General features: G+C 39.9%; 15 protein-coding genes and 1 pseudogene. 6 read left to right on the forward strand and 10 right to left on the reverse strand.

All coding sequences use genetic code 11. The features are described 5' to 3' along the window. The first annotated feature begins 2 nt into the window (after positions 1–2). Positions 3–1,283, forward strand: a complete 1,281-nt coding sequence (hemL, locus tag AC27I2_RS14185; RefSeq protein WP_058404985.1) for a glutamate-1-semialdehyde 2,1-aminomutase — start codon at positions 3–5, stop codon at positions 1,281–1,283. A gap of 179 nt (positions 1,284–1,462) precedes the next feature. Further along, positions 1,463–3,304 (forward strand): methyl-accepting chemotaxis protein, encoded by a 1,842-nt coding sequence (locus AC27I2_RS14190; protein WP_487204636.1) that lies wholly within the window; start codon positions 1,463–1,465, stop codon positions 3,302–3,304. Positions 3,305–3,360: 56 nt separating this feature from the next. Here the strand turns inward: AC27I2_RS14190 and mrcB are convergent, their stop codons facing one another. The 4 genes from mrcB to AC27I2_RS14210 form a co-directional block, all read right to left on the reverse strand. Then, entirely contained in the window at positions 3,361–5,703 is a 2,343-nt protein-coding gene (gene mrcB / locus AC27I2_RS14195; RefSeq protein ID WP_487204637.1) for a penicillin-binding protein 1B, read from the reverse strand. 143 nt (positions 5,704–5,846) lie between these two features. Then, complete coding sequence (locus AC27I2_RS14200) at positions 5,847–7,076, reverse strand: ammonium transporter (RefSeq protein ID WP_487204638.1); 1,230 nt, start codon at positions 7,074–7,076, stop codon at positions 5,847–5,849. A 9-nt stretch (positions 7,077–7,085) separates the two neighbouring features. After that, positions 7,086–7,424: a P-II family nitrogen regulator gene (locus AC27I2_RS14205; RefSeq protein WP_004587162.1), complete on the reverse strand. Its 339-nt coding sequence runs from the start codon at positions 7,422–7,424 to the stop codon at positions 7,086–7,088. A 203-nt stretch (positions 7,425–7,627) separates the two neighbouring features. Then, positions 7,628–8,851: a GGDEF domain-containing response regulator gene (locus AC27I2_RS14210; protein WP_138527557.1), complete on the reverse strand. Its 1,224-nt coding sequence runs from the start codon at positions 8,849–8,851 to the stop codon at positions 7,628–7,630. Between the two features lie 398 nt (positions 8,852–9,249). Between AC27I2_RS14210 and AC27I2_RS14215 the strand changes: the two genes are divergently transcribed. Continuing rightward, complete coding sequence (locus AC27I2_RS14215) at positions 9,250–10,761, forward strand: S10 family peptidase (protein ID WP_487204639.1); 1,512 nt, start codon at positions 9,250–9,252, stop codon at positions 10,759–10,761. 74 nt (positions 10,762–10,835) lie between these two features. Here the strand turns inward: AC27I2_RS14215 and AC27I2_RS14220 are convergent, their stop codons facing one another. Both AC27I2_RS14220 and AC27I2_RS14225 read right to left on the reverse strand, forming a co-directional pair. Then, a complete protein-coding gene (locus AC27I2_RS14220) occupies positions 10,836–11,528 on the reverse strand; it encodes an START domain-containing protein (RefSeq protein ID WP_487204688.1) in 693 nt (230 codons plus the stop codon). Continuing rightward, positions 11,528–13,051, reverse strand: a complete 1,524-nt coding sequence (locus AC27I2_RS14225) for a CYTH and CHAD domain-containing protein (protein ID WP_487204640.1) — start codon at positions 13,049–13,051, stop codon at positions 11,528–11,530. Before AC27I2_RS14225 ends, AC27I2_RS14220 begins: the two co-directional genes overlap by 1 nt. 214 nt (positions 13,052–13,265) lie before the next feature. Between AC27I2_RS14225 and AC27I2_RS14230 the strand changes: the two genes are divergently transcribed. Further along, complete coding sequence (locus AC27I2_RS14230; protein ID WP_058404978.1) at positions 13,266–13,874, forward strand: TIGR04211 family SH3 domain-containing protein; 609 nt, start codon at positions 13,266–13,268, stop codon at positions 13,872–13,874. A 119-nt stretch (positions 13,875–13,993) separates the two neighbouring features. On the opposite strand, the gene AC27I2_RS14235 is transcribed toward AC27I2_RS14230, so the two are convergent. The 3 genes and pseudogenes from AC27I2_RS14235 to AC27I2_RS14245 all read right to left on the reverse strand — a co-directional run bounded on the left by AC27I2_RS14235 (position 13,994) and on the right by AC27I2_RS14245 (position 17,179). After that, positions 13,994–15,058: a DUF21 domain-containing protein gene (locus AC27I2_RS14235; RefSeq protein WP_058404977.1), complete on the reverse strand. Its 1,065-nt coding sequence runs from the start codon at positions 15,056–15,058 to the stop codon at positions 13,994–13,996. A gap of 21 nt (positions 15,059–15,079) precedes the next feature. Then, positions 15,080–16,440 (reverse strand): annotated as a pseudogene (locus tag AC27I2_RS14240) (magnesium transporter). Positions 16,441–16,696: 256 nt separating this feature from the next. After that, entirely contained in the window at positions 16,697–17,179 is a 483-nt protein-coding gene (locus AC27I2_RS14245) for a winged helix-turn-helix transcriptional regulator (protein ID WP_058404975.1), read from the reverse strand. A gap of 168 nt (positions 17,180–17,347) precedes the next feature. Here AC27I2_RS14245 and putA point away from each other — a divergent pair, with 168 nt between their 5' ends. Together putA and AC27I2_RS14255 are read left to right on the forward strand one after the other, a co-directional pair. After that, the gene (putA, locus tag AC27I2_RS14250; protein ID WP_487204641.1) at positions 17,348–21,151 is read left to right on the forward strand and encodes a bifunctional proline dehydrogenase/L-glutamate gamma-semialdehyde dehydrogenase PutA; all 3,804 of its coding nucleotides are present in this window, start codon (positions 17,348–17,350) and stop codon (positions 21,149–21,151) included. Between the two features lie 118 nt (positions 21,152–21,269). After that, positions 21,270–22,463: a cyclic di-GMP phosphodiesterase gene (locus AC27I2_RS14255; RefSeq protein ID WP_487204642.1), complete on the forward strand. Its 1,194-nt coding sequence runs from the start codon at positions 21,270–21,272 to the stop codon at positions 22,461–22,463. A 47-nt stretch (positions 22,464–22,510) separates the two neighbouring features. Here the strand turns inward: AC27I2_RS14255 and AC27I2_RS14260 are convergent, their stop codons facing one another. After that, positions 22,511–23,533, reverse strand: a complete 1,023-nt coding sequence (locus tag AC27I2_RS14260) for a general secretion pathway protein GspB (RefSeq protein ID WP_487204643.1) — start codon at positions 23,531–23,533, stop codon at positions 22,511–22,513. Between the last annotated feature and the right edge of the window lie 11 nt (positions 23,534–23,544).

Raw genomic sequence — 23,544 nt, forward strand, 5'->3', positions numbered from 1 at the left:
TCATGACAATTAGCCAAGACTTATTTGAACGCGCTCAAACCTCTATTCCTGGTGGCGTAAACTCACCAGTGCGCGCTTTTAATGGCGTAGGTGGCACACCACTATTTATTACAAAAGCAGAAGGTGCATTCACGTTTGATGCCGATGGTAATCGTTATATTGATTACGTAGGTTCGTGGGGCCCAATGATCATGGGCCACAATCACCCTGCTATAAAACAAGCGGTTCATGAAGCAGTTGAAAACGGCCTTAGCTATGGCGCGCCAACTGAAGCTGAAATTTTAATGGCTGAGAAAGTAAAAGCGCTTGTACCGTCAATTGAAAAAGTGCGCATGGTTAGTTCTGGTACCGAAGCAACAATGAGCGCAATTCGCCTAGCACGTGGATTTACAAACCGCGATAAAATCCTAAAATTTGAAGGCTGTTACCACGGCCATGCCGATTCGCTTTTGGTTAAAGCGGGCTCGGGTGCTCTAACTATGGGCGTGCCTAATTCACCAGGTATTCCTGAAGATTTTGCTAAACATACATTAACGGTATCGTTTAATAATATTGAAGAAGTAAAAGCAATTTTTGAAAAATACGCAGACGAAATTGCCTGTATTATCGTTGAACCTGTAGCGGGTAACATGAACTGCATTCCACCTGTTGAAGGCTTTTTAGAAGGTCTACGTGCAGTATGTGATGAATACAAGTCGGTACTTATTTTTGATGAAGTAATGACAGGTTTTCGCGTAGCATTAGGTGGCGCGCAAGCATATTACAACATAAAGCCAGACTTAACCTGTTTAGGTAAAGTTATTGGCGGCGGCATGCCGGTCGGCGCATTTGGCGGTAAAACCGAGATTATGGATTACATTGCGCCTGTTGGCCCAGTATATCAAGCAGGCACACTGTCGGGTAATCCAATTGCTATGGCTGCAGGTTTAAAATCATTAGAGCTATTAAGTGAACCGGGTTTACACGATAAGCTGGAAGCGATTTCAAAAGCCATATGCGAAGGCTTTGAAGCAGGCGCTAAAAAAGCGGGTATCGCTCTTACAACAAACTACGCGGGCGGCATGTATGGCTTTTTCTTCACTGACGCAGAAAAAGTAACCACTTACAAACAAGCAACTGAGTGTGACCTAGAGCGTTTTAAACGCTTTTTCCATCTTATGCTTGAAGAAGGTGTATACCTTGCACCGTCAGCATTTGAGGCTGGATTTGTATGTGCTGCACACACAGAGCAGGAAGTACAAAATACTATAGCCGCAGCTGAGCGTTGTTTTGCTAAACTTTAATCGTTAACGCTGCCAAAAATATTTTATTTATTCATATTTAAAATTAGTTGTTCAAGCTAAAGATTTAAAAAAGCCCACTAAGGGCTTTTTTTATTTGTAAAGTAACATAATTGAATGATAATTAAGCGTAACAAGGTCTAGTTGTCTTCACCCTACTTTATTAATTACAAGAGAATCTTATGTCTGGATTACGGCAGTTTGCTGCGCCTGCAACGCGATTAATGGCGAACCTAAAATACAAAGCAAAAATAAGTATTACATTTGGTATTCTCTTGATCCCACTTGCACTGAGCATGTTTTTTCTAGTGTCGTTATTGAGCAAAAGTATTCATGTATCAAAAATGGAACAACAAGGCTTAAAAGGCTATCAGGCAATACTCACTAACCAAATAAAGGATGAAACGGACAAAAACATCAATATAGCAAGAGCACTAGGCTTCAAAATAAGTGACAATGAAGCCGAAGATGTTCTTGAGCTTGTGTCAATTCAATCTAATTTAGCGCTTGATAGTGAACTGGCCAGTGCCTATTTAAATCGCGCGTTGGTAACCCGTGTCCCTGCTTTTATCACTCAAATAAACCTAACCGCCGCGAGCGCAAATACAGTACTGAACAATAACCAATTTACCCCAGATACCTTTATTGCACTTTCAAACCTAAGTAAATCGTTACCCCAATTTGAGCAGCAACTTTTGAAAACACTCGCTATTGCAACGTCAGCGGATAAATCGGTAAATAAAGTGCTTTCTCCCACTTTAAATGAACTACAAAAATCAGTCTCAGCATTTAAGAACGCGATAGATAAAAAACTACTTGAACCCGACGACATAGAGTTAACTCAGCGTGAATTTTCAGCACTCACTGACAATGTTCAAAAAAATATTAGCGCTTTAATCAACACAAGTATCCCAACTTTAGAGTCGTTAATTAGCAATAAAATAAAAGGTCAGCAGTGGACCCGAAACACCGTATTAGTTGCCTCAATAATGAGTTTATTATTTGCACTTTATTTAATGGTTGGATTTTATTTTGCAGTCGTTGATACCATCAGTCGATTCTCCAAAGCAGCCACTAAGGCCGCTAACGGTGATCTAAATTCAACTCTTAACTTACATGGTAATGACGAAATGAGTGTTATTGCTGAGCAGTACAACGCCCTACTTAGTGCCTTTTCACATTTACTTTCAGATGTTAAAACCAGCACAAAAGCACTCTGCGATGCCACTAAGTCTCTTTCGCATGCCAGTAGCCAAACTAGCGACGACGTAATAAAACAGCAAACGCGGGTAAATGCAATTAGCCATGCATTAAGCGATATGGCGCAAACTGCACATGCAATTGAAGAATCGGCTCATCAAGCAACCCTCACCGCTCAAAATGCCGCAGAGCATGTAAAACAAGGGTCGAGTAATACCATGGAGCTTGCTCAATATATGCAAGATTTAAAAATAGAGTTTACTGAAAGCCAACAAGCACTCGACCGGCTAGCCCAAGATAGCCAAGAAATAAGCAAAGTTAGTAAAGGGATCAGTGAAATTGCCGACCAAACAAACTTATTAGCACTAAATGCAGCAATTGAAGCGGCCAGAGCTGGTGAACACGGACGTGGTTTTGCGGTAGTCGCAGATGAGGTAAGAACACTTGCGTTACGTACTCAAACACAAACACAAGAAATTCACCAAATTATTAGCACACTGCAAAAAGCATCTGACGATACACAAGTGAAAATGCGTTCAAGCGTTGAAAAAATGGAATTATCTGTCGAAGCCGCAAATCAAACAAATACAGTACTGCAAAGTGCGGAAAGTAGCATGGGTGATATAAAGCATCAAGGCGAGGTAATCGCTGAACGAGTTAAACAACAAGCCAATGCGACAACTCAGGCACTAAATGACTCGCAGGAAGTAAATAACTTGGCTGACCATACACTCGTCTCAGCACAGTCAACGCTGCAAGACGCAGAGAAGCTCTCACGCTTATCGAACGACTTAACAACGTCAATGCGCTTTTTTAAATCTTAGTTATTAATATCTATAAACAACACAGCCGCTAAATAGCGGCTGTGTTGTTTGGGTTATCATTTTATACAGCGCGGTCTTGGCTCAAATTCACTCACTCTTAATGGAAGTTGGATCACTTTGCCACATCCTGGCGGAGCTTGTTTACCTGTGTGCTCGTTTACAAAAGCCCAACGAATTGAAGGTGGGCGAGTATCAGCAATAGCTTGTGGGTTAAGTGGTTTTAAATAACGAATATAAGCCTCAAGCGCCCCTACGCTGCCAGTTAAACCTGTGCTTTTATTATCATCGCGGCCAAGCCATGCAACAGTTACCGTATTTTGATCAAATCCAGCAAACCAGCTGTCGCGCAAATCGTTGCTGGTGCCTGTTTTGCCAGCTAATTGAATAGACGGAAAGTGTAAATTTAAACGCTTGGCTGTGCCGTCTTTTGTTACGCGTTTCATTGCATACTTAGTCATGTATACAGACGCTTTATCAACACGAGGCTCTGCACTTACTTGATGTTTATATAGCACGTTACCTACAGAGTCGGTTAGTGCTGAAATAGACGTCAACTTCTTATACTCACCGTCATTTGCGATAGTGGTGTAAAGCTGAGCTACATCAAAACTAGATAACTCTAAAGCTCCTAAGAGTAAAGATGGGTATTCATCTATTTGATCATCCACTCCGAGTGATTTAAGTGTATTTGCAACTTTATCCACTCCTATATCTAAGCCTAAATTAACAGCAGGTATATTAATACTATTACTAAATGCTTGATAAAGCGGGATTGCACCACGGTATTGACGATCAAAGTTTTCAGGCTGCCATACATTACCTTCTTCATTGGTTACCTGTAACGGCGAATCATCAAGTAATGTGGCCAAATTATAATTTGGTGATTGCAGCGCTGTTAAATAAACGGCGGGCTTAACTAAAGAGCCTATATTTCTCTTTGTATCCAGCACTCTATTAAAGCCTGAGTATCGAACGTCGCGCCCTGCTACAAGGGCCGATACACCACCCTTATCTGAATTTACAGAGATCATAGCCACTTCAAGTTTATCTGTTTTAGGGCGTTTCTCTAAATACGGTAAGCTTTTCTCAACCGAATTTTCCATTGCTGTTTGTTTTTGTAAATCAAAGTAAGTAAAAACCCTAACACCAGCATCTAACGTTTGCTGATCGGGTAGTAATTTATTTAATTCACGGTTCACCAATTCTAAATACCCTGGGTATGATTTTTGTAAACTTTCTTTCATTGGCGCAATGTCTATTGAGCGCTTAAGCGATGCTCGGTATTCTTTTGTACTTATTAATTTGTTTTCTACCATAAGGCGAAGCACTAAATCGCGACGCTCCATAGTGCGCTCTTTATAACGGCGAGGATTGTAATAAGACGGGCCCTTTACCATCGCCACTAGCAGCGCTATTTGGTCGTATTCAAGCTCATCAACGGGTTTTGAAAAATAAAACTCAGACGCCAAGCCCATTCCATGCACGCCTTGGTTATACGATTGCCCTAAATAAACCTCGTTTAAGTAGGCCTCTAATATTTGGTCTTTTGAGTAACGATAATCCAGAATAAGCGCTATAAACGCCTCATTTATTTTTCGCAGCAGCGAACGTTCACGGGTTAAATATATATTTTTAGCGAGTTGCTGCGTTAATGTACTACCGCCTTGCACCGTTCGTCCTGCTCTAATGTTGGTATACAAAGCACGTAAAATAGAAAAAACAGATACACCGTGGTGCTCATAAAAATTACGGTCTTCCACCACTAGCAAAGTGTCTTTTAACATAGCAGGAAACTTATCAAGGGGCACAAATTCCCTATCTTGCTTAGAATCGTTACCAATGCGGGCTATTTGAACAGGCTCTAAGCGAGCATTATTCAAGCGCCTACCAAATTTATCTTTTACAGAGGCTACCTTTTGTCCTGCAAAACGCAGCTCAACAATCCTAGACTCCTCCAGCCCATCATAAAACTCAAACTCACGTCGATAAATTTTAATGCTATCGGCCGTTTTAACGTATTGGCCGGTGCGGCTAAGTCGATTAACCGATGAGTAATTTAGACGTTCAAGTTCAAATTCCACCTCTTGACTTGATAAAAATTGCCCTGGGTAAAACTGCATTGCACGCGCATACACTTGTGCTGGTAGTTGCCATTTATTGCCCTCAAATACACGTGTTGTTTTTGAGTCTAAATAAATAAGGTACATGGCCATAGCAATAAAAACCGCCAAGCTCAGCTTCCAAAAAACTGACCATGTTTTTCTCATAAATGAGCGTTTAACAACAGTACTTACCGCTTTTTTTGTTGATTTGGGTTTAGTTTTACGTGGCGAACTGCTTGCTTTCGATGCACGCTTAGAAGGGGTTTTACTACTGGGTGTTTTTTTATTATCAGCCATGTAAGTGTAATGTGTTCCAACGGTTTATTTACAAAGGAGAGCTTAGCATATTGGTCATAACCCTAACACCTGAAAAATTAACCTTCCCTGAAACGAAAAAAGCTCTACCTAAAGTAGAGCTTTGATGAACACACTATATAAATTTAGTTATTACGAACAGATACAAACTCAGGGTAAGCTTCTACACCACAGTCGTGTTGATCCATACCGTTTAGCTCTTCTTCTTCTGTAACACGTATACCCATTGTGTATTTTAATATAGCCCACACAATGAACGATGCTACAAAAACAAATGCCAAGATAGTTACTAAACCGATTAACTGGTTAACAATGCTCGAATCACCGTTTGAAAGCGGAACTAGCATTATACCTAATGCACCACACACACCGTGTACAGAAATAGCACCTACTGGATCATCAATCTTAATCTTGTCTAAAGCTATAATGCTAAATACAACTAATGAACCGCCTAATAAACCAAGTAAACAAGCCATTAATGGAGAAGGTGAAAGAGGGTCTGCAGTAATAACAACCAAGCCCGCTAACGCACCGTTAAGTACCATTGTTAAATCTGCTTTGCCCCATAATACTTTACATACAAATAGTGCTGCAATTGCACCCATTGCCGCAGCCGCGTTAGTGTTAAGTAAGATTTGACCTACAGCCGTTGCGTTTTCTTTATCTGATAGTAATAACTGCGAACCACCGTTAAAACCAAACCAGCCCATCCACAAAATAAATGTGCCTAAAGTTGCAAGTGGCAAGTTAGAACCTGGAATTGGGTAAACTTCACCGTTTTTACCGTATTTACCTTTACGAGCGCCTAACAAAATAACACCTGCTAGTGCTGCTGCTGCACCTGCACCATGAACAATGGCAGAACCTGCAAAATCAACAAATCCCATTTCAGACAAGAAACCACCGCCCCATGTCCAGTAACCTTCCGTTGGGTAGATAAAGCCAGTTAAAACAACAGTAAATGCTAAGAAAGCCCATAGCTTCATTCGCTCAGCAACCGCACCCGATACAATTGACATAGCTGTTGCAACGAAAACCACTTGGAAGAAAAAGTCAGACTCTAAAGAGTGATCGGCATCAGCAGCTTGCGTACCAATTAACGCACCCAGTGATGGCATGATTCCGCCCTCAGCGTTGTCTACATACATGATGTTGTAGCCAACTAACAAAAACATGGTACATGCGATTGAATAAAGCGCGATGTTTTTAGTTAAAATTTCAGTGGTGTTTTTAGAGCGAACTAAGCCTGCTTCTAACATGGCAAAACCCGCTGCCATCCACATTACCAATATCCCCGATATCAAAAAGTAAAATGTATCGAGTGAAAATTTAAGTTCTACAATTGTATTTTCCATAAGCCCCTCTTAAATTGCTTCTTCGTCAAGTTCGCCAGTACGGATACGAACAATTTGATCTAAGTCGTACACAAAAATTTTGCCGTCACCAATTTTGCCTGTTGATGCAATTTTAGTGATAGCTTCAACTACGCGTTGGCAATTTTCTGTACGAGTTGCAATTTCAAGTTTGATCTTTGGAATAAAATCGACTTGGTACTCTGCACCACGGTATAACTCTGTATGACCTCGTTGACGTCCAAAACCTTTAACGTCAACTACAGTCATCCCCTCAATTCCTAAATCAGCGAGCGCTTCACGCACATCGTCTAATTTAAATGGTTTTATGATTGCACTAATCATTTTCATAGTGGCCCCCTCGGACTCTTTATTGTTATCCTGTTGAGTTACATAATCCAACCTTTGTGCCACTATTTAATCTAATTTAAAAACAATAACTTAATTAAAATACTTTGCTTTACCACAAAAAAAACGCACCATTTAGGTGCGCTTTTTTAACAACTTAGCTACATTGGTGCACATGTAACACTGCACCAAAACTTAACACGTTTTTATCCTATGCAATTTCTACCTTTACTTTTTGCTTCATATAACGCTTTATCGGCAACGCGCATCGCATCTTTTAAATTCGTATTTTGAAACTCTGCAAGCCCAATGCTCGCCGTTATCGTGCATGGCTTGTCACTAATAGAAAAATCGTAACTCGCCATTTTTTTTCTAAATGCTTCAAGGTACTCGCGAGCTCTCGCTAAATCTATGTCTGGTAACACAATGGCAAACTCCTCTCCACCGACTCTTGCTACCGTAAATTTTGCAAAGGTTGAGCGAATAAGTGAGCCAACCTGTTTAAGCGCCTGATCGCCGCCTTCGTGACCAAATGTATCGTTTATATTTTTGAAAAAATCCACATCAAGTAACGCAAGCGTATTGTTTTGATCTTTGTTTTTTAATAGCTTTTCAGCATATTGATAAAAGTAACGTCGATTATATAAACCCGTTAAATGATCTCTAAATGCACTTTCTTTTATATCTGCAATCAGTGATAGCTGTTCCATTGTTTGCAGTACACGACAGTGAAACTCCTCATTCATAAACGGTTTGGTTAAAAAATCGTTTGCACCATATTTTATAAAGCGTGCTGATAAACCATGCTTACCTGCGCCAGACAATCCAATGACGGCTAAATCGTCTCGCCCTCTAAAATTACGAACGGCTTTAACTAGCTCAAAGCCATCCATTGTAGGCATAGCGTAATCAGTCATAAGTAACTTTATATCTGCATCAGCTTTTAGTATTTCAAGTGCCTGCTGTCCATCATTCGCGGTTGTCACATCAAATAATTGCTTTTCGAGCATTTGTTTCATTAATGAACGGCTCAACATAGAATCATCGGCAATTAACGCTTTACAGCCTTGGTTTCTGAGAAGTTGTGATACTAACTTAACAGCATAATGATAAGAATCACGGTTATCTTTTATAACGTAATCAACCACACCATCTTCTAGCATTTGCTGGCGTTTGTACTCGTCTATCTTTGATGTAAGCACAACCGTTGGAATTGCTTTAGAAAGTGTGTATTTGGCAACTTCGCCACTTGGGGCATCTGGAAGTGTTAAGTCAACAAGCGCTAGGGAATAGTCGTACTTTTCTACGTAAGCCTTGCACTCAGCTAAAGACCAAGCAAAATCAACGGCAACATCTAAATACTGGGCGGTTAAGTGGCGTAAAACCTGCTGCACTACTTTGCTGTCTTCAACCACTAATACTCTTTGCATAGACCTTCTCTTTGTTCTCATTATTTTTGCAACATTTGCTGCAAATGCAAAATAATAAAACTTACCGGTACTACGCTTTACGCAGCAAAAATAAGTAAAAATAAGTAAAAAACATCCAGAGTCATTGTTATTGAACGCTTTAAATATTAAAGCACATTCCATTAAGTAGCTTGTAAATCGACAGATATAATAAAAAAACAAACCTACAAGCAAATATACCTGATTTTAATTATTAGCTAAATAATTAAACAAATATTTAAACCATTAATAATCGTTTTATCTACTTACCAGCTAATTTTAATTAACTTAACCACTTATATCGGCAGCTAGTCTCATTACCTTTGTTATTTCACTCATTTTTATCTTTAATGAGTTATTAAATATAATAAGGATACCTCATGAAGCTTAGTCGTATTTTACCAATCACGGTTTTTGCATTAATGCTCAGTACCCATGCTAATGCTGATAATCAACGCCGTATTGATGTAGATAGTAAAGTTATCACCCAACACAAAGCTAAAATTAATGGTCAACGCTTTAATTATACGGTTGCAACAGGGACTCAACCCGTATGGGGCGACAAAGGCGATGCCGTTGCTACACTGCAATACACCTATTACACACGCGATAAAGTTGATGATAGAACCAAACGTCCATTGCTCATTTCTTTTAATGGTGGCCCTGGCTCAGCCTCAGTTTGGATGCACTTAGCCTACACCGGCCCACGTGTATTAAAAATTGATGATGAAGGCTACCCTATTCAACCCTATGGTGTTAAAGACAACCCATACTCTGTACTTGATGTTGCCGACATTGTTTATGTAAACCCTGTGAATACAGGTTATTCGCGAGTTATTGAAAACGAAAAAGGCGAAATGCTTTCTAAAGCTCAACAAAAAGAGATGTTTTTTGGCGTTAACGCCGACATTAAATACCTTGGCGAGTGGCTAAATACCTTTGTAAATAGAACAGAGCGTTGGCGCTCTCCAAAGTTTTTAATTGGCGAAAGCTATGGCACAACACGCGTATCGGGCCTTGCACATGAGCTACAAAATAGCCAATGGATGTATATTAACGGTGTTGTATTAGTGTCACCAACAGACATTGGAATTAAACGCGAAGGCCCAGTTAAAGCGGCAAATCGTTTGCCATACTTTGCAGCCACCGCGTGGTATCACAAAGCACTAAATGCCGATTTACAAGCAAAAGATTTAGACGAACTCCTTCCTGAAGTTGAGCAATTTACTTTAAACGAATTAATACCAGCTTTAGCAAAAGGTGGCTTTTTAGCGCAAGACGAAAAGCGTCGTATCATTAAAAAAATGGCTGCGTATGCTGGCCTTTCAGACACGTTTGTCGATCAAAACAACCTTGATATCCCTACGCAATACTTCTGGAAAGAATTATTACGTGATAGAGGCCAAACAGTTGGTCGTTTAGACTCTCGCTATCTAGGCATAGACAAACGCGATGCAGGGGATTCACCTGACTACTGGGCAGAGCTGACTTCATGGTTACACTCGTTTACACCTGCAATCAATTACTACCTGCGCGAAGAGTTAAACTATAAAACCGACATAAAATATAACTTATTTGGTAACGTTCATCCTTGGGATAGAAGTGGCAATAATACCGGTGAAAACCTTCGCTTAGCGATGGCTCAAAACCCATACTTAAATGTAATGGTACAGGCGGGTTATTTCGATGGTGCAACCAATTACTTTGATGCCAAGTACACAATGTGGCAATTAGATCCAAGTGGAAAAATGAAAGATCGTTTGAGTTTTAAAGGCTACAGAAGTGGGCACATGATGTACCTTCGCCATGCTGACTTAGAAAGTTCAAATAACGACTTAAGAGAGTTTATTCAAAACTCACTACCTAAAGAGTCTAAATCAGCCAAATATTAAAATACTGAGCAATCACCTATAAATGGCTTAACTGAGTCATTTATAGGTGTAATCCCTTGCTGTTTTGTAATGACTTATTTAGCTGTCATTTCGCGTAAATTACAAGCGCCAGCTTTAATAACCGGTTCGCGTGCGGTGTAGCTTTTAGTTTCTAGCATTGTCCGTAAATTCACCAGCGTTTTAAAGGTACTTTTAAGTCCCACCTTATTGTATAGCCAGGTTGGAATATTTCCTCCAGGTAAGGCGTAAACCTGATATTCAATATTTAAATCTTCGTCTTTTTGTGTCAGAAACCAATGTGCATTAAGCGTTTTAATTCTTACTACACGCTTAGTTAATGGCAATTCTTCTGGACGCGATTCAATAGAAAGCTTAGTTTGCTGCGGAGATAATCTTGAATAACACGAATAGGTAACAGCATCTCGGTTTGCAACAGGCCAAGGAGAGTCGATATAGCTATAAACGAGGTTTTCTGAAGGGCTAAGTGCTTTAATTAAACGTACTTTAGACGTGTTTTCAAGCCAACTTGACGCAATACGCGTATCACTTAATAAATCTAAGAAGTCATTTGCTGTTACATCTTCAATATTAAGCTGACCTTTTACAACAAACGTATCATCAGAAAATTGCTGATACTCAATGCTTACTCCTTGCTCGTTTTTGTATAATAGCCAACGAGGCTCAGAGTAAACGTTAAAGCTTAACAAAATAATTAGGAAGCAAATGCACTTTTGCATTGGGATTAAATTGCAAAAGTGCTTGATCATCATTTTTGCCAATAAGGCGCTATGTCAAACGAAGCAAGCCGACTTTGCTCCATTGCACTGACTAAGTATTCCGATTTTTGATCTAACCAAGATTGAATTTTGGCTAGTTGCTCATCTTCTTGGCCAGCACATAATTGCTTTAAATACTCAAGGGTACTGAGTTCATAAACACCATGCGAAATATCTAACCACGGCAATCTAAACTCAAGACGCTCTTCTTTATCGAACATCGATCCTAAGCAATTACCGCTTAGCAAACTGTTTTCAAGCTGCATTCGTAAATTAAGGTAGTCAGCTACGCCTAGCGTTTGCTCTTTTGGCAATAACTGGTGCAGGTTTTTCCAGTCTTTATTAAACAATCTTTCAGCAATTGAAGACACTGGATTTTCTGCAGCTTGGAGCTCTACCTGCCCCCAATCTTTTCGCCATTGCTTGTCAATCAACCACGTTGTTAACGAGAGCAATAAACGATTATACCGGGCACTATGAAACAGCGCATTAATGTCATCAATACTTGGCTGCAGCTCTTTTAAGTCGTTAATAACTTGCGCCAAAGCGGGCGCTGCATTTATTTTTTTATAAAAGGCATGACGTTTAGACGTATAAGTTTTTAACTGAATTGCATTTTCTACCCATGCTAACTCGCTCAAAAGCCACTTAAGCTCGGTGCGTAATTGTTCGGTGCTGTCTTTAGAGACTATATCGTCAAACAACCAAAAGGTATGACGAATTAAACTAATACCGTCAGTCACCCTTTTTAAGGTTTTTAAACTCGGTTTATCGAAGTAACACTGCTCATGCTTTTGCACAAACCGAATACCAAAGTTCATTGCTTCTTTTAAAGCGTTTTCTTGGGTTGCAGAGCGAGGAAGCTTAACAAATCCAATCGACTTACTAGGCTTAAGTGGATTATCGTCGGCTAAACGATAGCCACGCGCTGCTTTTGAATACAAACCAAGTCGAATACAGTTTTGGCTAACTAAAATATCGGCCAAAGCAAACAGTTCATTGCGGCTGCCTTCGATTAATTCTATTTCCAGCTCGCTGATCATCTCAACTTGCCCAGAAGCAGCAATCTCGCCCTTATCAAGCACGACCTCTATTTTTGCACCGCCTTGCGTTTCAATTAACCACGTACGACGAATAAAATTAGTGCTAAAAATAGGAAATAAATTTTGTGAAATCGCATCTACCTGCATTCCATGAGGCCAAATGTCAGCACTAAACGCCATCAAGTTTGGGCGGCTGGAATCAATAGGTAAGTTATATTCTGGGCGCTGATGAAGGCCACCTACCACTTCGCCAGCAAGCTTAATAGTTTGTTCGCACTGATTGTCAGAACAACGGGTTCTAAAACCAATATCAAGGGCTCTTAATTCACGGCTAGGCGTATCGTAATAAGCATTTTGCAAACTACGTGAAGGCTTATTAATAACCGTTTTTGCAAATTGAGTAATTAATGAGGGGATCAGTGGGACAACGGCATCTGATACCAAAAATTTCAGTTCTATCTCAGTATCCATTCGGTTTGCGGATTACCTTTAAAATAAATAAGTGGTCAAAATAAACAAAGCGCTCTAACAATGCAAATTTTTTAGCTTTTTTGAGTGGTTTAATCATGGCAGGGTTACAATATCAGCCTTGCTTTTAAAAGGCTAAATCCCTACTATCTTGCTTTATATGTGAATTAAAAAACCATGTTCATAACGGACTCAGTAAGAACAACAAGGTAGATAAATGCTAAAATATTGTTTATTCGGGCTACTTTTAACAGCCACTACGTTTATAAGCTACGCACAAGATGAAGCAACAACAGCGAGTTCATCAGATGCAAATACCGCTTATATCATCGACAATTTATATACATTTATGCGTTCAGGGGCGAGTAAAAATTATCGACTACTAGGCTCTGTAGACGCAGGAACAAAAATAACCGTACTGTCTGGCGAAGAAAACGGCTTTATTAAAATAAAGGACGACAAAGACCGCGAAGGTTGGATTGAAACTAAATTTATTTCTACTACGCCTGGGTTACATCAACAATACCAAACCTTAAGCAGCGAAATGAGCACCATGCAGGAAAATTTACGCCTTGCTCAAATAGAACTACCGCAGCTACAAAAGCAAAATCAAACCTTAACCGATCAAAACCTGCAATTATCAGCGCAAATTACAAGCCTGCAAACAACACTCGCGCAAGAGCGCACGCAAAAAGAAGCCGCTAGTTCAAAAGAAAAACGACAACTACTTACCTACGGCGGTGCGATTGCATTTTTAGGGTTATTTTTGGGAATTATTTTAACCATTGTTTTGTCGCGCCGTAAGCGTTACGAAGGTTGGGCATAAATTAATTGAATGAATGTTGTTCAATAAAAAAGCCGCTATTAGCGGCTTTTTTATTCGCATATCAAATATTGAGCTATGCATATATAGCACTGGCTTAACTATAAAAATAGATTAACTTACTATTTTGCCAGCGGCTGTACTTCTTTATTTTCGTTCATCTCTAACTTTGGCGCATTCATTCCCTTTAATAAACGACCGAATATATCAGCACCAGTAATAATGCGCTTCTCATCACCCCATACCAACACAACGTCGTGATCAATAGCACCATCAAACGATTTATCGAGCGAATGATTTGCGCGTATTTTTAAAATAACTTCACTTAAACGCAGTGTTTCATCCGTTACAATAATAGGTCTGTGGCAAAAATGGTAAGGGTCAAAAGTATCTGGCTCAAATAATGCTGCTCGTAAAAAACCATCGGCATCAACCACTAATAACGGCCACCCATCGTTGTTAGTCAAAATTACCCAGTTATAGCCCGATTTGTGTAATTTACGTAAAAAGTCATTATCGGCTGATAATGTCAGTTCAGGAAAAATAGGTAAATCAAGTTTAGTAGGTAAAGAGATTATAGAATCTGGATCAATTATTTCCCCTTCTTTAGTTACACTGATTTCGTCTAAGCTAAAAAAGTTAAGTGCACCAATACCTTCAACATGTTGCACATCAGCTTCTTCTGCCTCAATGTGTTTTCGTATTATTCCTCTAAGCTCGCTTTCAGCAAAATAGGTAATACCTTCTTTGCCCAGCCATGCATCAAGTACCAAGGCTGTTGGTTTAGCAACAACATAAAACAAAACTTGATAAAACTTTATTAATGGCGAAAGCATACTCGCCATTTTTAATGCATTACGAGAAAAATAAGCTTGAGGTGTTATCTCACCAATTATCGTAATCGCAATCGTTGAGAATAAAAACGAGCTAGCGCCCATTAATACAGAATCAGAGAGCAACGTGAGTAAAACGTTAATACCCACGTTACCCCACAAAATGGTTGCTAGTAAAAAGTTAGAGTCGTTACGAAGTGCCATAACCTTAATTGCCGCTTCGTTTCTTTTTGAACTTTCCATTTCAAGCTGTAATCGGCTTAACGAAAAGAACGCCAAATTCAACCCCGAAAATATTGCCGATTGCGAAATACACAGAGCAATAGCACACCAAATCATGACATCAAACGTCATTTTATTTTCCTATTAAAAAGTTTATAGCAGCAACAAACTGCCTAAACCTAAAAAGGTCACAAACCCAACAATGTCGGTAACCGTTGTTAAAATAACAGAGCCAGATAACGCTGGATCTATTTTCATTTTGTCTAAAATTGATGGTATTACAACGCCCGCGAGCGAGGCCGCTACTAAGTTTAATAAAATAGCGACTGTAATCGTTACACTTAACATCAAATCGTTAAACCATAAGTAGGTAAGTAAACCAATTACAAATGCCCACACTAAACCGTTAACAGCCCCGACTCTTAGTTCTTTTTTAAGTAACGCATTGCGGTTTGAATCAGTCACCTGCCCCAAAGCCAAACCACGCACGATAACGGTTAATGTTTGGCTACCCGCAATTCCTCCCATTGAGGCTACAACCGGCATAAGTACCGCTAAAGCAACCACTTGCTCTATAGTGGCGCCAAATAAACCAATAAACCAATAAACCATGATGCTAAAAATGCAGTGGCCAAGTTTATACCTAGCCAAATACCACGGTTTTTAGCACTTTTTCGTACACTGGCAAATAAATCTTCGTCTTCTCGTAAACCACCGGCCTTTGCGGTGGCTTCATCGGTTATTTCTTGGCGAAGTTCGTAAGCAGAGGCAATTGTTAATCGCCCTAATAATTCATTATCTGAATTTACAACAGGCATAGCCATTTGCTCAGAGTGAATTACGACTTCAGCAGCTTCATATAAATCATCGTCTGCATGCAACGATGAAAAATCATGATTTGCTAGTGTCATTAAATTATCGTTATCGTGTGCTTTAATAAGATCGTTAATGGCTACTTCACCAATTAAACTGCCTTTGCGGGTCACTAAATAAATAACTTCGCTGTATTGCGGTACACCTTTGAATAAAAGTTTTTTTGCACCACCAGCAGTTAACTTGTCAGACACCTTTAAAATATCAAAACCTAGCCAGTGACCTAGTTGTTCTGGTGGGTATTGTTGTGCTAGCTCGTACTGCTTGGTTTGCGCTTCATCTAATTGCTTTTTTGCATAGTCGACAAACCGCTCTGGTATCACTTCTTCTAATTCAAGTAGCTCTTCTACATTTACTTCATCAAGTAATTTAAATGCATCACTGTCATCAAGTGTTTGCAGTAACCATAAACAACTGTCAGGGCTTAAATTTACAAAAATTTCATGCTGTGTATCTTCGTCGAGTAATTGCCAAATTTCGAGCCGCTGCTCTTTGGGTATTGCTTCAAACAATAACGATAGATGTTCTGTAGAAAGTGTGCTTTGTGCATCAACCAACAGTTTATTTTTACGTTCTGTGGTGTCGCATTGCAGTAAGTCGTTTATGAGTTGTGGGAGTTGATCTACCGGATACTCAATCATTAAAAAACCTTAAAATTAAAAAGCACATTATTGACAGTTTACCTTCTCAATTAAAAATTGCAGAAAAACGGTACTTTATTAAAGATGTGCATGCTATTTTTCGCATTGTATGGGCAAAACTAAGGCAGTACTAATTATTTCTTTATAAATTAAAAATATGAAATTAAGGTATTAGAAAACAACAAGGGAAGGAAGCTGGGCAACTATGAATACTAAAGCATACAAGCATTATTATGTATGCTTTAAATGTGTGGGATTAAATTTCGATTAATAACCCTTTATCTTTTTTTACTTTTTCAATAACCATATAAGTATGATGTGTGCCTACACCGGGGATATCAACTAAGTCTCCCAACACTTGCCTGTACTCTTCCATGTTAGATACACGTATTTTTAATAAGTAGTCGTAACCGCCTGCAACCATGTCACATTCTACAACTTGTTCCATTCTTAATATGTGTTCTTTAAATACTTTAAATACAGCAGTATTTGAAGTGACCAACGACACTTGAACATGAGCCACTAAGCTTTGGTTTAACTTAGCTTCGCTTAATTTAGCATAATAACCCTCAATATAGCCTTCTTGCTCTAATCGCTTTACGCGATCAAGGCATGGGCTTGGGCTTAAATTAACTTGTTTTGCTAAGTTAACGTTAGAAATTCTGCCGTTTTTTTGCAAAACGTCTAAAATTGCTAAATCAATGCGATCTAGCATGCGTAATCTATTTGGATTTGTCATACAGAATTTTATGCGGATAAGTTAAATTTATGCCCTGTAAATTATCGTAAATCGACAAATTTAACCAGCATATTCTGCTGAATTTTATTTAGAATGCACTCTCAATATCACTGGTATTTTATTGGTAATTAAATTTACTTTAAATCTTAACACTGCTAAGGGTTGCTTATGTTATTCAACGGCGATTTAACAACTGACTGTCCTATAAGACAAAAAATCCGTGACTTTTACCGCATAGACGAAAATGCGGTTATCGATCATATTTTACCGCTTGCAGAAGTAGGCGTTAAAGCACGAAGCCGTGCCTGGGAAAGAGCCCGCCAGATTGTTTTAAACATCCGTAAAGAACAAGATGGTCAAGGCGGTGTAGATGCGCTACTCAATGAGTTTTCGCTTTCAAGTGAAGAAGGCGTAGTGTTAATGTGTTTAGCCGAAGCGCTGCTTCGTGTACCAGACAAAGAAACCCAAGAAGCCCTTATTCGCGACAAGTTAGCAAAAGGTGATTGGAGCTCTCATTTAGGCAGTAGCGACTCTTTATTTGTAAATGCATCATCTTGGGGCTTATTAGTAACCGGTAAAATGGTTAACTACACAGATAAAACCAAAGACCAACAGTTTGGTATGCTTAAAAAGACCATTGGTCGTTTAGGTGAGCCAGTTATTCGCAAGTCTGTAAACTTTGCAATGAAAATTATGGGCAAGCAATTCGTTATGGGTCGTACCATAAACGAAGCAATTGAACGTGCTGCCGACACAGAGCAAAAAGGCTATGTATATTCTTACGATATGCTTGGTGAAGGCGCGCGTACAAGTAAAGATGCTAAACGCTACTTTGACAGCTACATGAATGCCATCCACTCAATTGGTAAAGCGGCAAATGGCCGTGGTCCGATTAAAAGCCCGGGTATCTCTGTAAAGCTTTCTGCTATTCATCCGCGTTATGAGTTCACTCATAAAGATCGAGTAATGGCAGAAATTGTACCTAAGCTAAAAGAGCTTGCTCTAGCTGCAAAACAGTATGATATTGGTTTTACGGTAGATGCTGAAGAAGCTGACCGTTTAGATATTTCACTGGATATTATCGAAGCCGTATTTAGCGATAAAGAGTTGGATGGCTGGCAAGGGTTTGGCTTAGCTGTTCAAGCGTATCAAAAACGTGCGATTTTTGTTATCGAATGGCTAACAGAGCTTGCTACGCGTGTAGGTCGTAAACTAATGGTGCGCTTAGTTAAAGGCGCTTATTGGGATACTGAAATTAAAACTACACAGCAAGATGGTTTAGATCACTACCCTGTATTTACCCGCAAAGCCACAACAGACGTATCATACAAAGCCTGTGCAATTAAAATGCTAGAAGTACGTGATGTGCTATACCCACAATTTGCAACGCACAATGCATACACTGCAGCAACTATTTTAGAAGTGGCTAAAGGCGATAACACAGGGTTTGAATTCCAACGTTTACATGGTATGGGTGAGTCGCTATTTGACCAAATTGTAACTGAAGAAAAAATTCAATGTCGCGTGTATGCCCCGGTTGGCCAACACGAAGACCTACTGGCGTATCTTGTTAGACGTTTGCTAGAAAATGGTGCAAATTCGTCGTTTGTAAATGCCATAGTTGATACCTCTAAACCGGTAGAAACATTGCTGCCAGATCCGGTAGAAACGCTGCAAGGACTTCGTAACAAATACAATACGCAAATTAAAATGCCAATTGATTTATACGGCGAAGAACGCGCCAACTCTAAAGGCATGGACTTAACCGATATAAACGTTATTACCCCGTTTAAAGAAAACCTAGACAACTGGTTTAACGAACATCGAATAGATCAAAGCCAAGTCCCTGATGGATCACTTGCTGTTAAAAACCCAGCAAACCATAAAGAAATCATCGGCCATGTAAAACTACAAAGTGGCGATGAAATGAAAACACTACTTGCTAATGCAGAAGCAGCGTTTGAATCATGGTCGCAAACCCCTGTAAAAGACCGTGCTAATTTATTACGCCGCATTGCTGATATTTTGGAACGTCATCATGACGAACTCGTTGCTATTTGTATCACAGAAGCGGGTAAAGTAGCACAAGATGGCATAGATGAAGTACGTGAAGCAGTCGACTTTTGTCGTTACTACGCTGCACGAGCCGAAGAACTCTCAGAAGATGAGCGCTTTGAAGCACGAGGTGTAATTCTATGTATTAGCCCATGGAATTTCCCACTCGCTATATTTTTAGGCCAAGTGGCTGCTGCTATTGTGACGGGTAACACCGTTATTGCCAAACCGGCAGAGCAAACAAGCTTAATTGCTCTACGTACCATTGAACTTATGCTATCGGTTGGCTTACCTGAGCACGTTGTACAGCCTGTTATTGCACGCGGTAGTGAAGTGGGTAAAACAATAGTTCCTGATGAACGTATTCAAGCAGTTATGTTTACAGGTTCAACTGAAACCGGCACATTAATTTCTCAAACGCTTGCAGCACGAAACGATATACAAGTGCCATTAATCGCCGAAACAGGTGGCCAAAACTGTATGATTGTTGACTCAACAGCACTGCCTGAGCAGGTCGTTGATGATGTTATAAGTTCTGGTTTCCAAAGCGCTGGTCAACGCTGTTCAGCTCTACGTGTATTGTTTATCCAAGAAGACGTAGCCGACGGCATCATTGAAATGCTTAAAGGTGCTTTGGCTGAATTACATATTGGTGATCCGTCATTGTTATCTACCGATGTAGGGCCTGTCATCGATGAAAAAGCACTTAAAAACTTAACTGAACATGTTGAGTATTTAAAAGGCAATGCAACACTTCATTACGAATGTAAAATTCCGGACAACAGTGAAAATGGTGCGTACTTCTTTGCTCCTCGTTTATACGAAATAAAAGATCTTTCTGTACTTAAACGCGAAGTATTTGGCCCATGTGTTCATATTGTTCGGTTTAAAGCGAATCAACTTGATGAAGTAATCGATCAGATAAACAATACAGGCTACGGCTTAACAATGGGTGTGCATTCACGTATTGAAGAGCGTTGCGAGTACCTTGCTAAAATGTCTCGTGCTGGCAATGTATACGTAAACCGCAATATGATTGGCGCAATTGTTGGTGTGCAACCATTTGGTGGCCGAGGTTTATCTGGCACGGGCCCTAAGGCCGGTGGTCCAAACTACCTACAGCGTTTGGTGAAAGAAAAAGCATCGCCAGAAAACGTGCAAATGACGAACCTAACGCCTGATGAGCTTGATTTACACCACTACAGCGGTGCAAATGCCCAAGTAGAAAAGCTAATGGCTAACTCAATGCGCGATGAAAAAATTTGGCGAGCAACCCCGCTTAATGACCGTGTATCTGCTGTTCGCCAGCTTCTTGCCAAAATTGCTACGGTAGAGATCATTGATGACTTAGCTGACGATTTAGCATTAACGCTAGCCGATGCGCGTGCGCAGCTAAACCGCCTTGAGAAGCACATGCGTAAATTTACAACACTGCCTGGGCCAACGGGTGAGTCTAATACTCTTCATTTAGAAGCACGCGGCTGTGTTGTTTGTTATGCCGATAAGAGCACGTCTTTTAACTTTTGGGCGTTATCTATCATTACTGCCTTGGCCGCGGGTAATACAGTAATTACAGTTGCCTCTGAAATGTTTTACGAAGAAGCCGAAGCATTCAGAGAGAAGTTTATTGCTACAGGTGTTGCCGAAGGGGTATTCCAAGTAGCTAAACCTAATCAGTTACAAGCTATTTTGGGGCATCCTCATTTAGCCGGCGCAGTTGTTGCAGCGCGTTCGTCTCGTTTAGGTTACTTCAGCCAACAACTTGCGCAGCGTAAAGGCGCTATATTACCGGTGATCAGTTCTGAGTATTACGACACATTAATCAAACGTCTTATCACTGAAAAAACAATTAGTGTAGATACAACGGCATCGGGTGGAAATACATCATTGATGACGTTAGTTGAAGATGATGATTAATTGAGCTAATACTAATTACTTAATAAATATATAAAAGGCACTGTTAAGTGCCTTTTTTCTATTTAAAACGCGTAAAGTTTGTTACATTTAATACAGATTTGTTAGTTAAGCAGTGAAATTGAAAAAGCTCCCAGTTTCTAAATTACTCCCTGGAATGTTTGTGCAAAGCGTTACAAAACAAACGGGCAGAGTAAAAATTAAAAGCCAAGGTTGGGTAAAAACCCAAACCAGTATTGATAAGCTAATTAAAGCGGGGATTTTAGAAATTGAAATCGACCCAGACAAAACACTGACCCAAGAAGTCCCTAAAAAGGAACCAACCACAGCTCTTTCTGCAAAAATAGAACGCGACCCTTGGCAAAAAACGCATAGCGCAGCACAAGAAATGAATAAAGCTAAAAAGCTTTATGACGAAGCTAAAACACTGCAAGTAAAAGCATTTAAAGATATAAAGTCAGGCTTGAATATCGATATAGCCCCATTTAGAGAGCTTGCTAGTGGGTTTATGGATTCAGTTTTTAGAAACCAAGATGCCCTAGCCTGCCTGACGCAAATGCGCCAAAAAGATGCCTACTTGCTAGAGCATTCTATAAACGTATCTATTTTAATGGGTATTTTTGCAAAACACCTTAATATTGAAAAAGACATTATTGTAGAGCTCACTACCGGTGCGCTGCTGCATGATATTGGTAAAATAAAAACGCCAGATGAAGTCCTCAATAAACCTGGGCGTTTAACCGAAGCAGAATTTGAAATAATGAAGCAGCATGCGGTTTACTCAAAACAAATTTTAGAAGAGTCAGGCTTAACGGGTATTGCAGTAGATATTGCGGGTATGCACCATGAACGTATAGACGGTACTGGTTACCCTTTTGGTAAAAAAGGAAATGAAATAAGCCAGTATGTTCGCATGGCCTCTATTGTTGATGTATATGACGCCCTTACTGCAGAGCGAGTTTATAAATCGGGCATGGAACCCATCAAGGCATTTAAAATATTAAAAGATGGCTGCCCAGATAGCTTTGACGGCGCTTTACTAACTAAGTTTATTCAGTGTATTGGAATTCACCCAGTGGGCACATTAGTAAAGCTTTCAAGCCAAAAAGTTGGGCTTGTGACAGAAAGTAATCCAGCGATGCCATTAAAGCCGATTGTTAAAACGTTTTATAGTGCAAAGCACAGCCGTTACACCGAAGTGCTTGATATTGATTTATCAAACAAAAAAATTGTGGACTCACTCGAATCAACCGTAAAGGCCGGCGATTTCAATATTGATTTAGAGCGCTTTTACAAAAACTCTGTATTACCTTAAATTGTCAGTATAAGCCCAGTATTACTCACTGAGCTTATACTTGTTTGTTACTCTGGCCAGTCTTGCAGGGCTTTTAAGCTAAACTCGTAACCGTCAAAATCAATCACGCTTTGCTCAGGTGTAATTTCTTTAACCATTAATGCACCTATGCTATCACCTTCGTGAAGCTCTCGCCCATTTAGCTTTATCCAGCGTTTATCTGCACTTGATGAATAAATATGTGCTTGGTATTTAATACTTGGTAGCATTGCTTGAAGGCCGTCTGGTAACAATTCGATAGGCTCTACCCGAGATGACGATTTTGAGGCTTGAGTTACCTCATAATCTTGGCTTTTATCGACATCTTGCACTGCCTGCGCAAACGCATTTTTAAGTGTAGTTGGCACAGCATCAAGCTCAGGATCGCTTTTAGGTTCAGCTCGCGCTGCACCACTAATTGGCTTACCCAACACTTTATATTTACTCATATCAATGCTTGTCGAAGACGTACTTTGAGTTTGCTCAACACTGCCTTGGTTATACGTAAACTGTGGGGGTGGATTCGGTTGACCTTGGTTTAGCTGATTATAATTTTGCGTATTTAAAAGCTGAGGCTGATTATAAACTTGTTGAATGCCGTTAGCTGCACCTGTTGATGGCATCGGAATATACTGCCCCGTTGGCGTTAATAGCATTTGCTTAATACCCGTAGGTGTTTGCACATGCACTAATTGCCCTTCAATAGTTGCGGTGTTGCTTGGTAGCTGTTCAGGTTTAGGCTTTTTATTCACTTCAGCTTGTTGAGTGACGGGTAATGCCTCTGTTTCTAATTGGGTCGTTACTTGTTCATTACTTTGACTGCTAACTACATTAGAGGGTTCAACAGAGCCTGATGATTGCATCCACTTACCAAAAGTAAATCCGGCTGTTATCGTAACAAAGGCTGCTAAGCTGCCTCCCAAAATAAAAGCGATACGGCGGTAACGAGCCAGTGCTTGTTGCTGTTTTAACTGCTCTGACTGTAAATCGTACTGCTCGGCGCTCATATCAGCTTGTTGAGATTGCTTTAATGCATCTAGTAAATAAGACATAAATCACCTAA

It is taken from the genome of Pseudoalteromonas sp. NH0006-46 (assembly GCF_057547735.1).

What these genes read in the sequence shown, in the direction of transcription:
- AC27I2_RS14245 (WP_058404975.1), bottom strand. Translation starts at nt 17,179, where the DNA reads ATGACAAATCCAAATAGATTACGCATGCTAGATCGCATTGATTTAGCA.
- AC27I2_RS14200 (WP_487204638.1), bottom strand. Translation starts at nt 7,076, where the DNA reads ATGGAAAATACAATTGTAGAACTTAAATTTTCACTCGATACATTTTAC.
- AC27I2_RS14260 (WP_487204643.1), bottom strand. Translation starts at nt 23,533, where the DNA reads ATGTCTTATTTACTAGATGCATTAAAGCAATCTCAACAAGCTGATATG.
- AC27I2_RS14205 (WP_004587162.1), bottom strand. Translation starts at nt 7,424, where the DNA reads ATGAAAATGATTAGTGCAATCATAAAACCATTTAAATTAGACGATGTG.
- AC27I2_RS14215 (WP_487204639.1), top strand. Translation starts at nt 9,250, where the DNA reads ATGAAGCTTAGTCGTATTTTACCAATCACGGTTTTTGCATTAATGCTC.
- hemL (WP_058404985.1), top strand. Translation starts at nt 3, where the DNA reads ATGACAATTAGCCAAGACTTATTTGAACGCGCTCAAACCTCTATTCCT.
- mrcB (WP_487204637.1), bottom strand. Translation starts at nt 5,703, where the DNA reads ATGGCTGATAATAAAAAAACACCCAGTAGTAAAACCCCTTCTAAGCGT.
- putA (WP_487204641.1), top strand. Translation starts at nt 17,348, where the DNA reads ATGTTATTCAACGGCGATTTAACAACTGACTGTCCTATAAGACAAAAA.
- AC27I2_RS14225 (WP_487204640.1), bottom strand. Translation starts at nt 13,051, where the DNA reads ATGGATACTGAGATAGAACTGAAATTTTTGGTATCAGATGCCGTTGTC.
- AC27I2_RS14220 (WP_487204688.1), bottom strand. Translation starts at nt 11,528, where the DNA reads ATGATCAAGCACTTTTGCAATTTAATCCCAATGCAAAAGTGCATTTGC.
- AC27I2_RS14190 (WP_487204636.1), top strand. Translation starts at nt 1,463, where the DNA reads ATGTCTGGATTACGGCAGTTTGCTGCGCCTGCAACGCGATTAATGGCG.
- AC27I2_RS14210 (WP_138527557.1), bottom strand. Translation starts at nt 8,851, where the DNA reads ATGCAAAGAGTATTAGTGGTTGAAGACAGCAAAGTAGTGCAGCAGGTT.
- AC27I2_RS14230 (WP_058404978.1), top strand. Translation starts at nt 13,266, where the DNA reads ATGCTAAAATATTGTTTATTCGGGCTACTTTTAACAGCCACTACGTTT.
- AC27I2_RS14235 (WP_058404977.1), bottom strand. Translation starts at nt 15,058, where the DNA reads ATGACGTTTGATGTCATGATTTGGTGTGCTATTGCTCTGTGTATTTCG.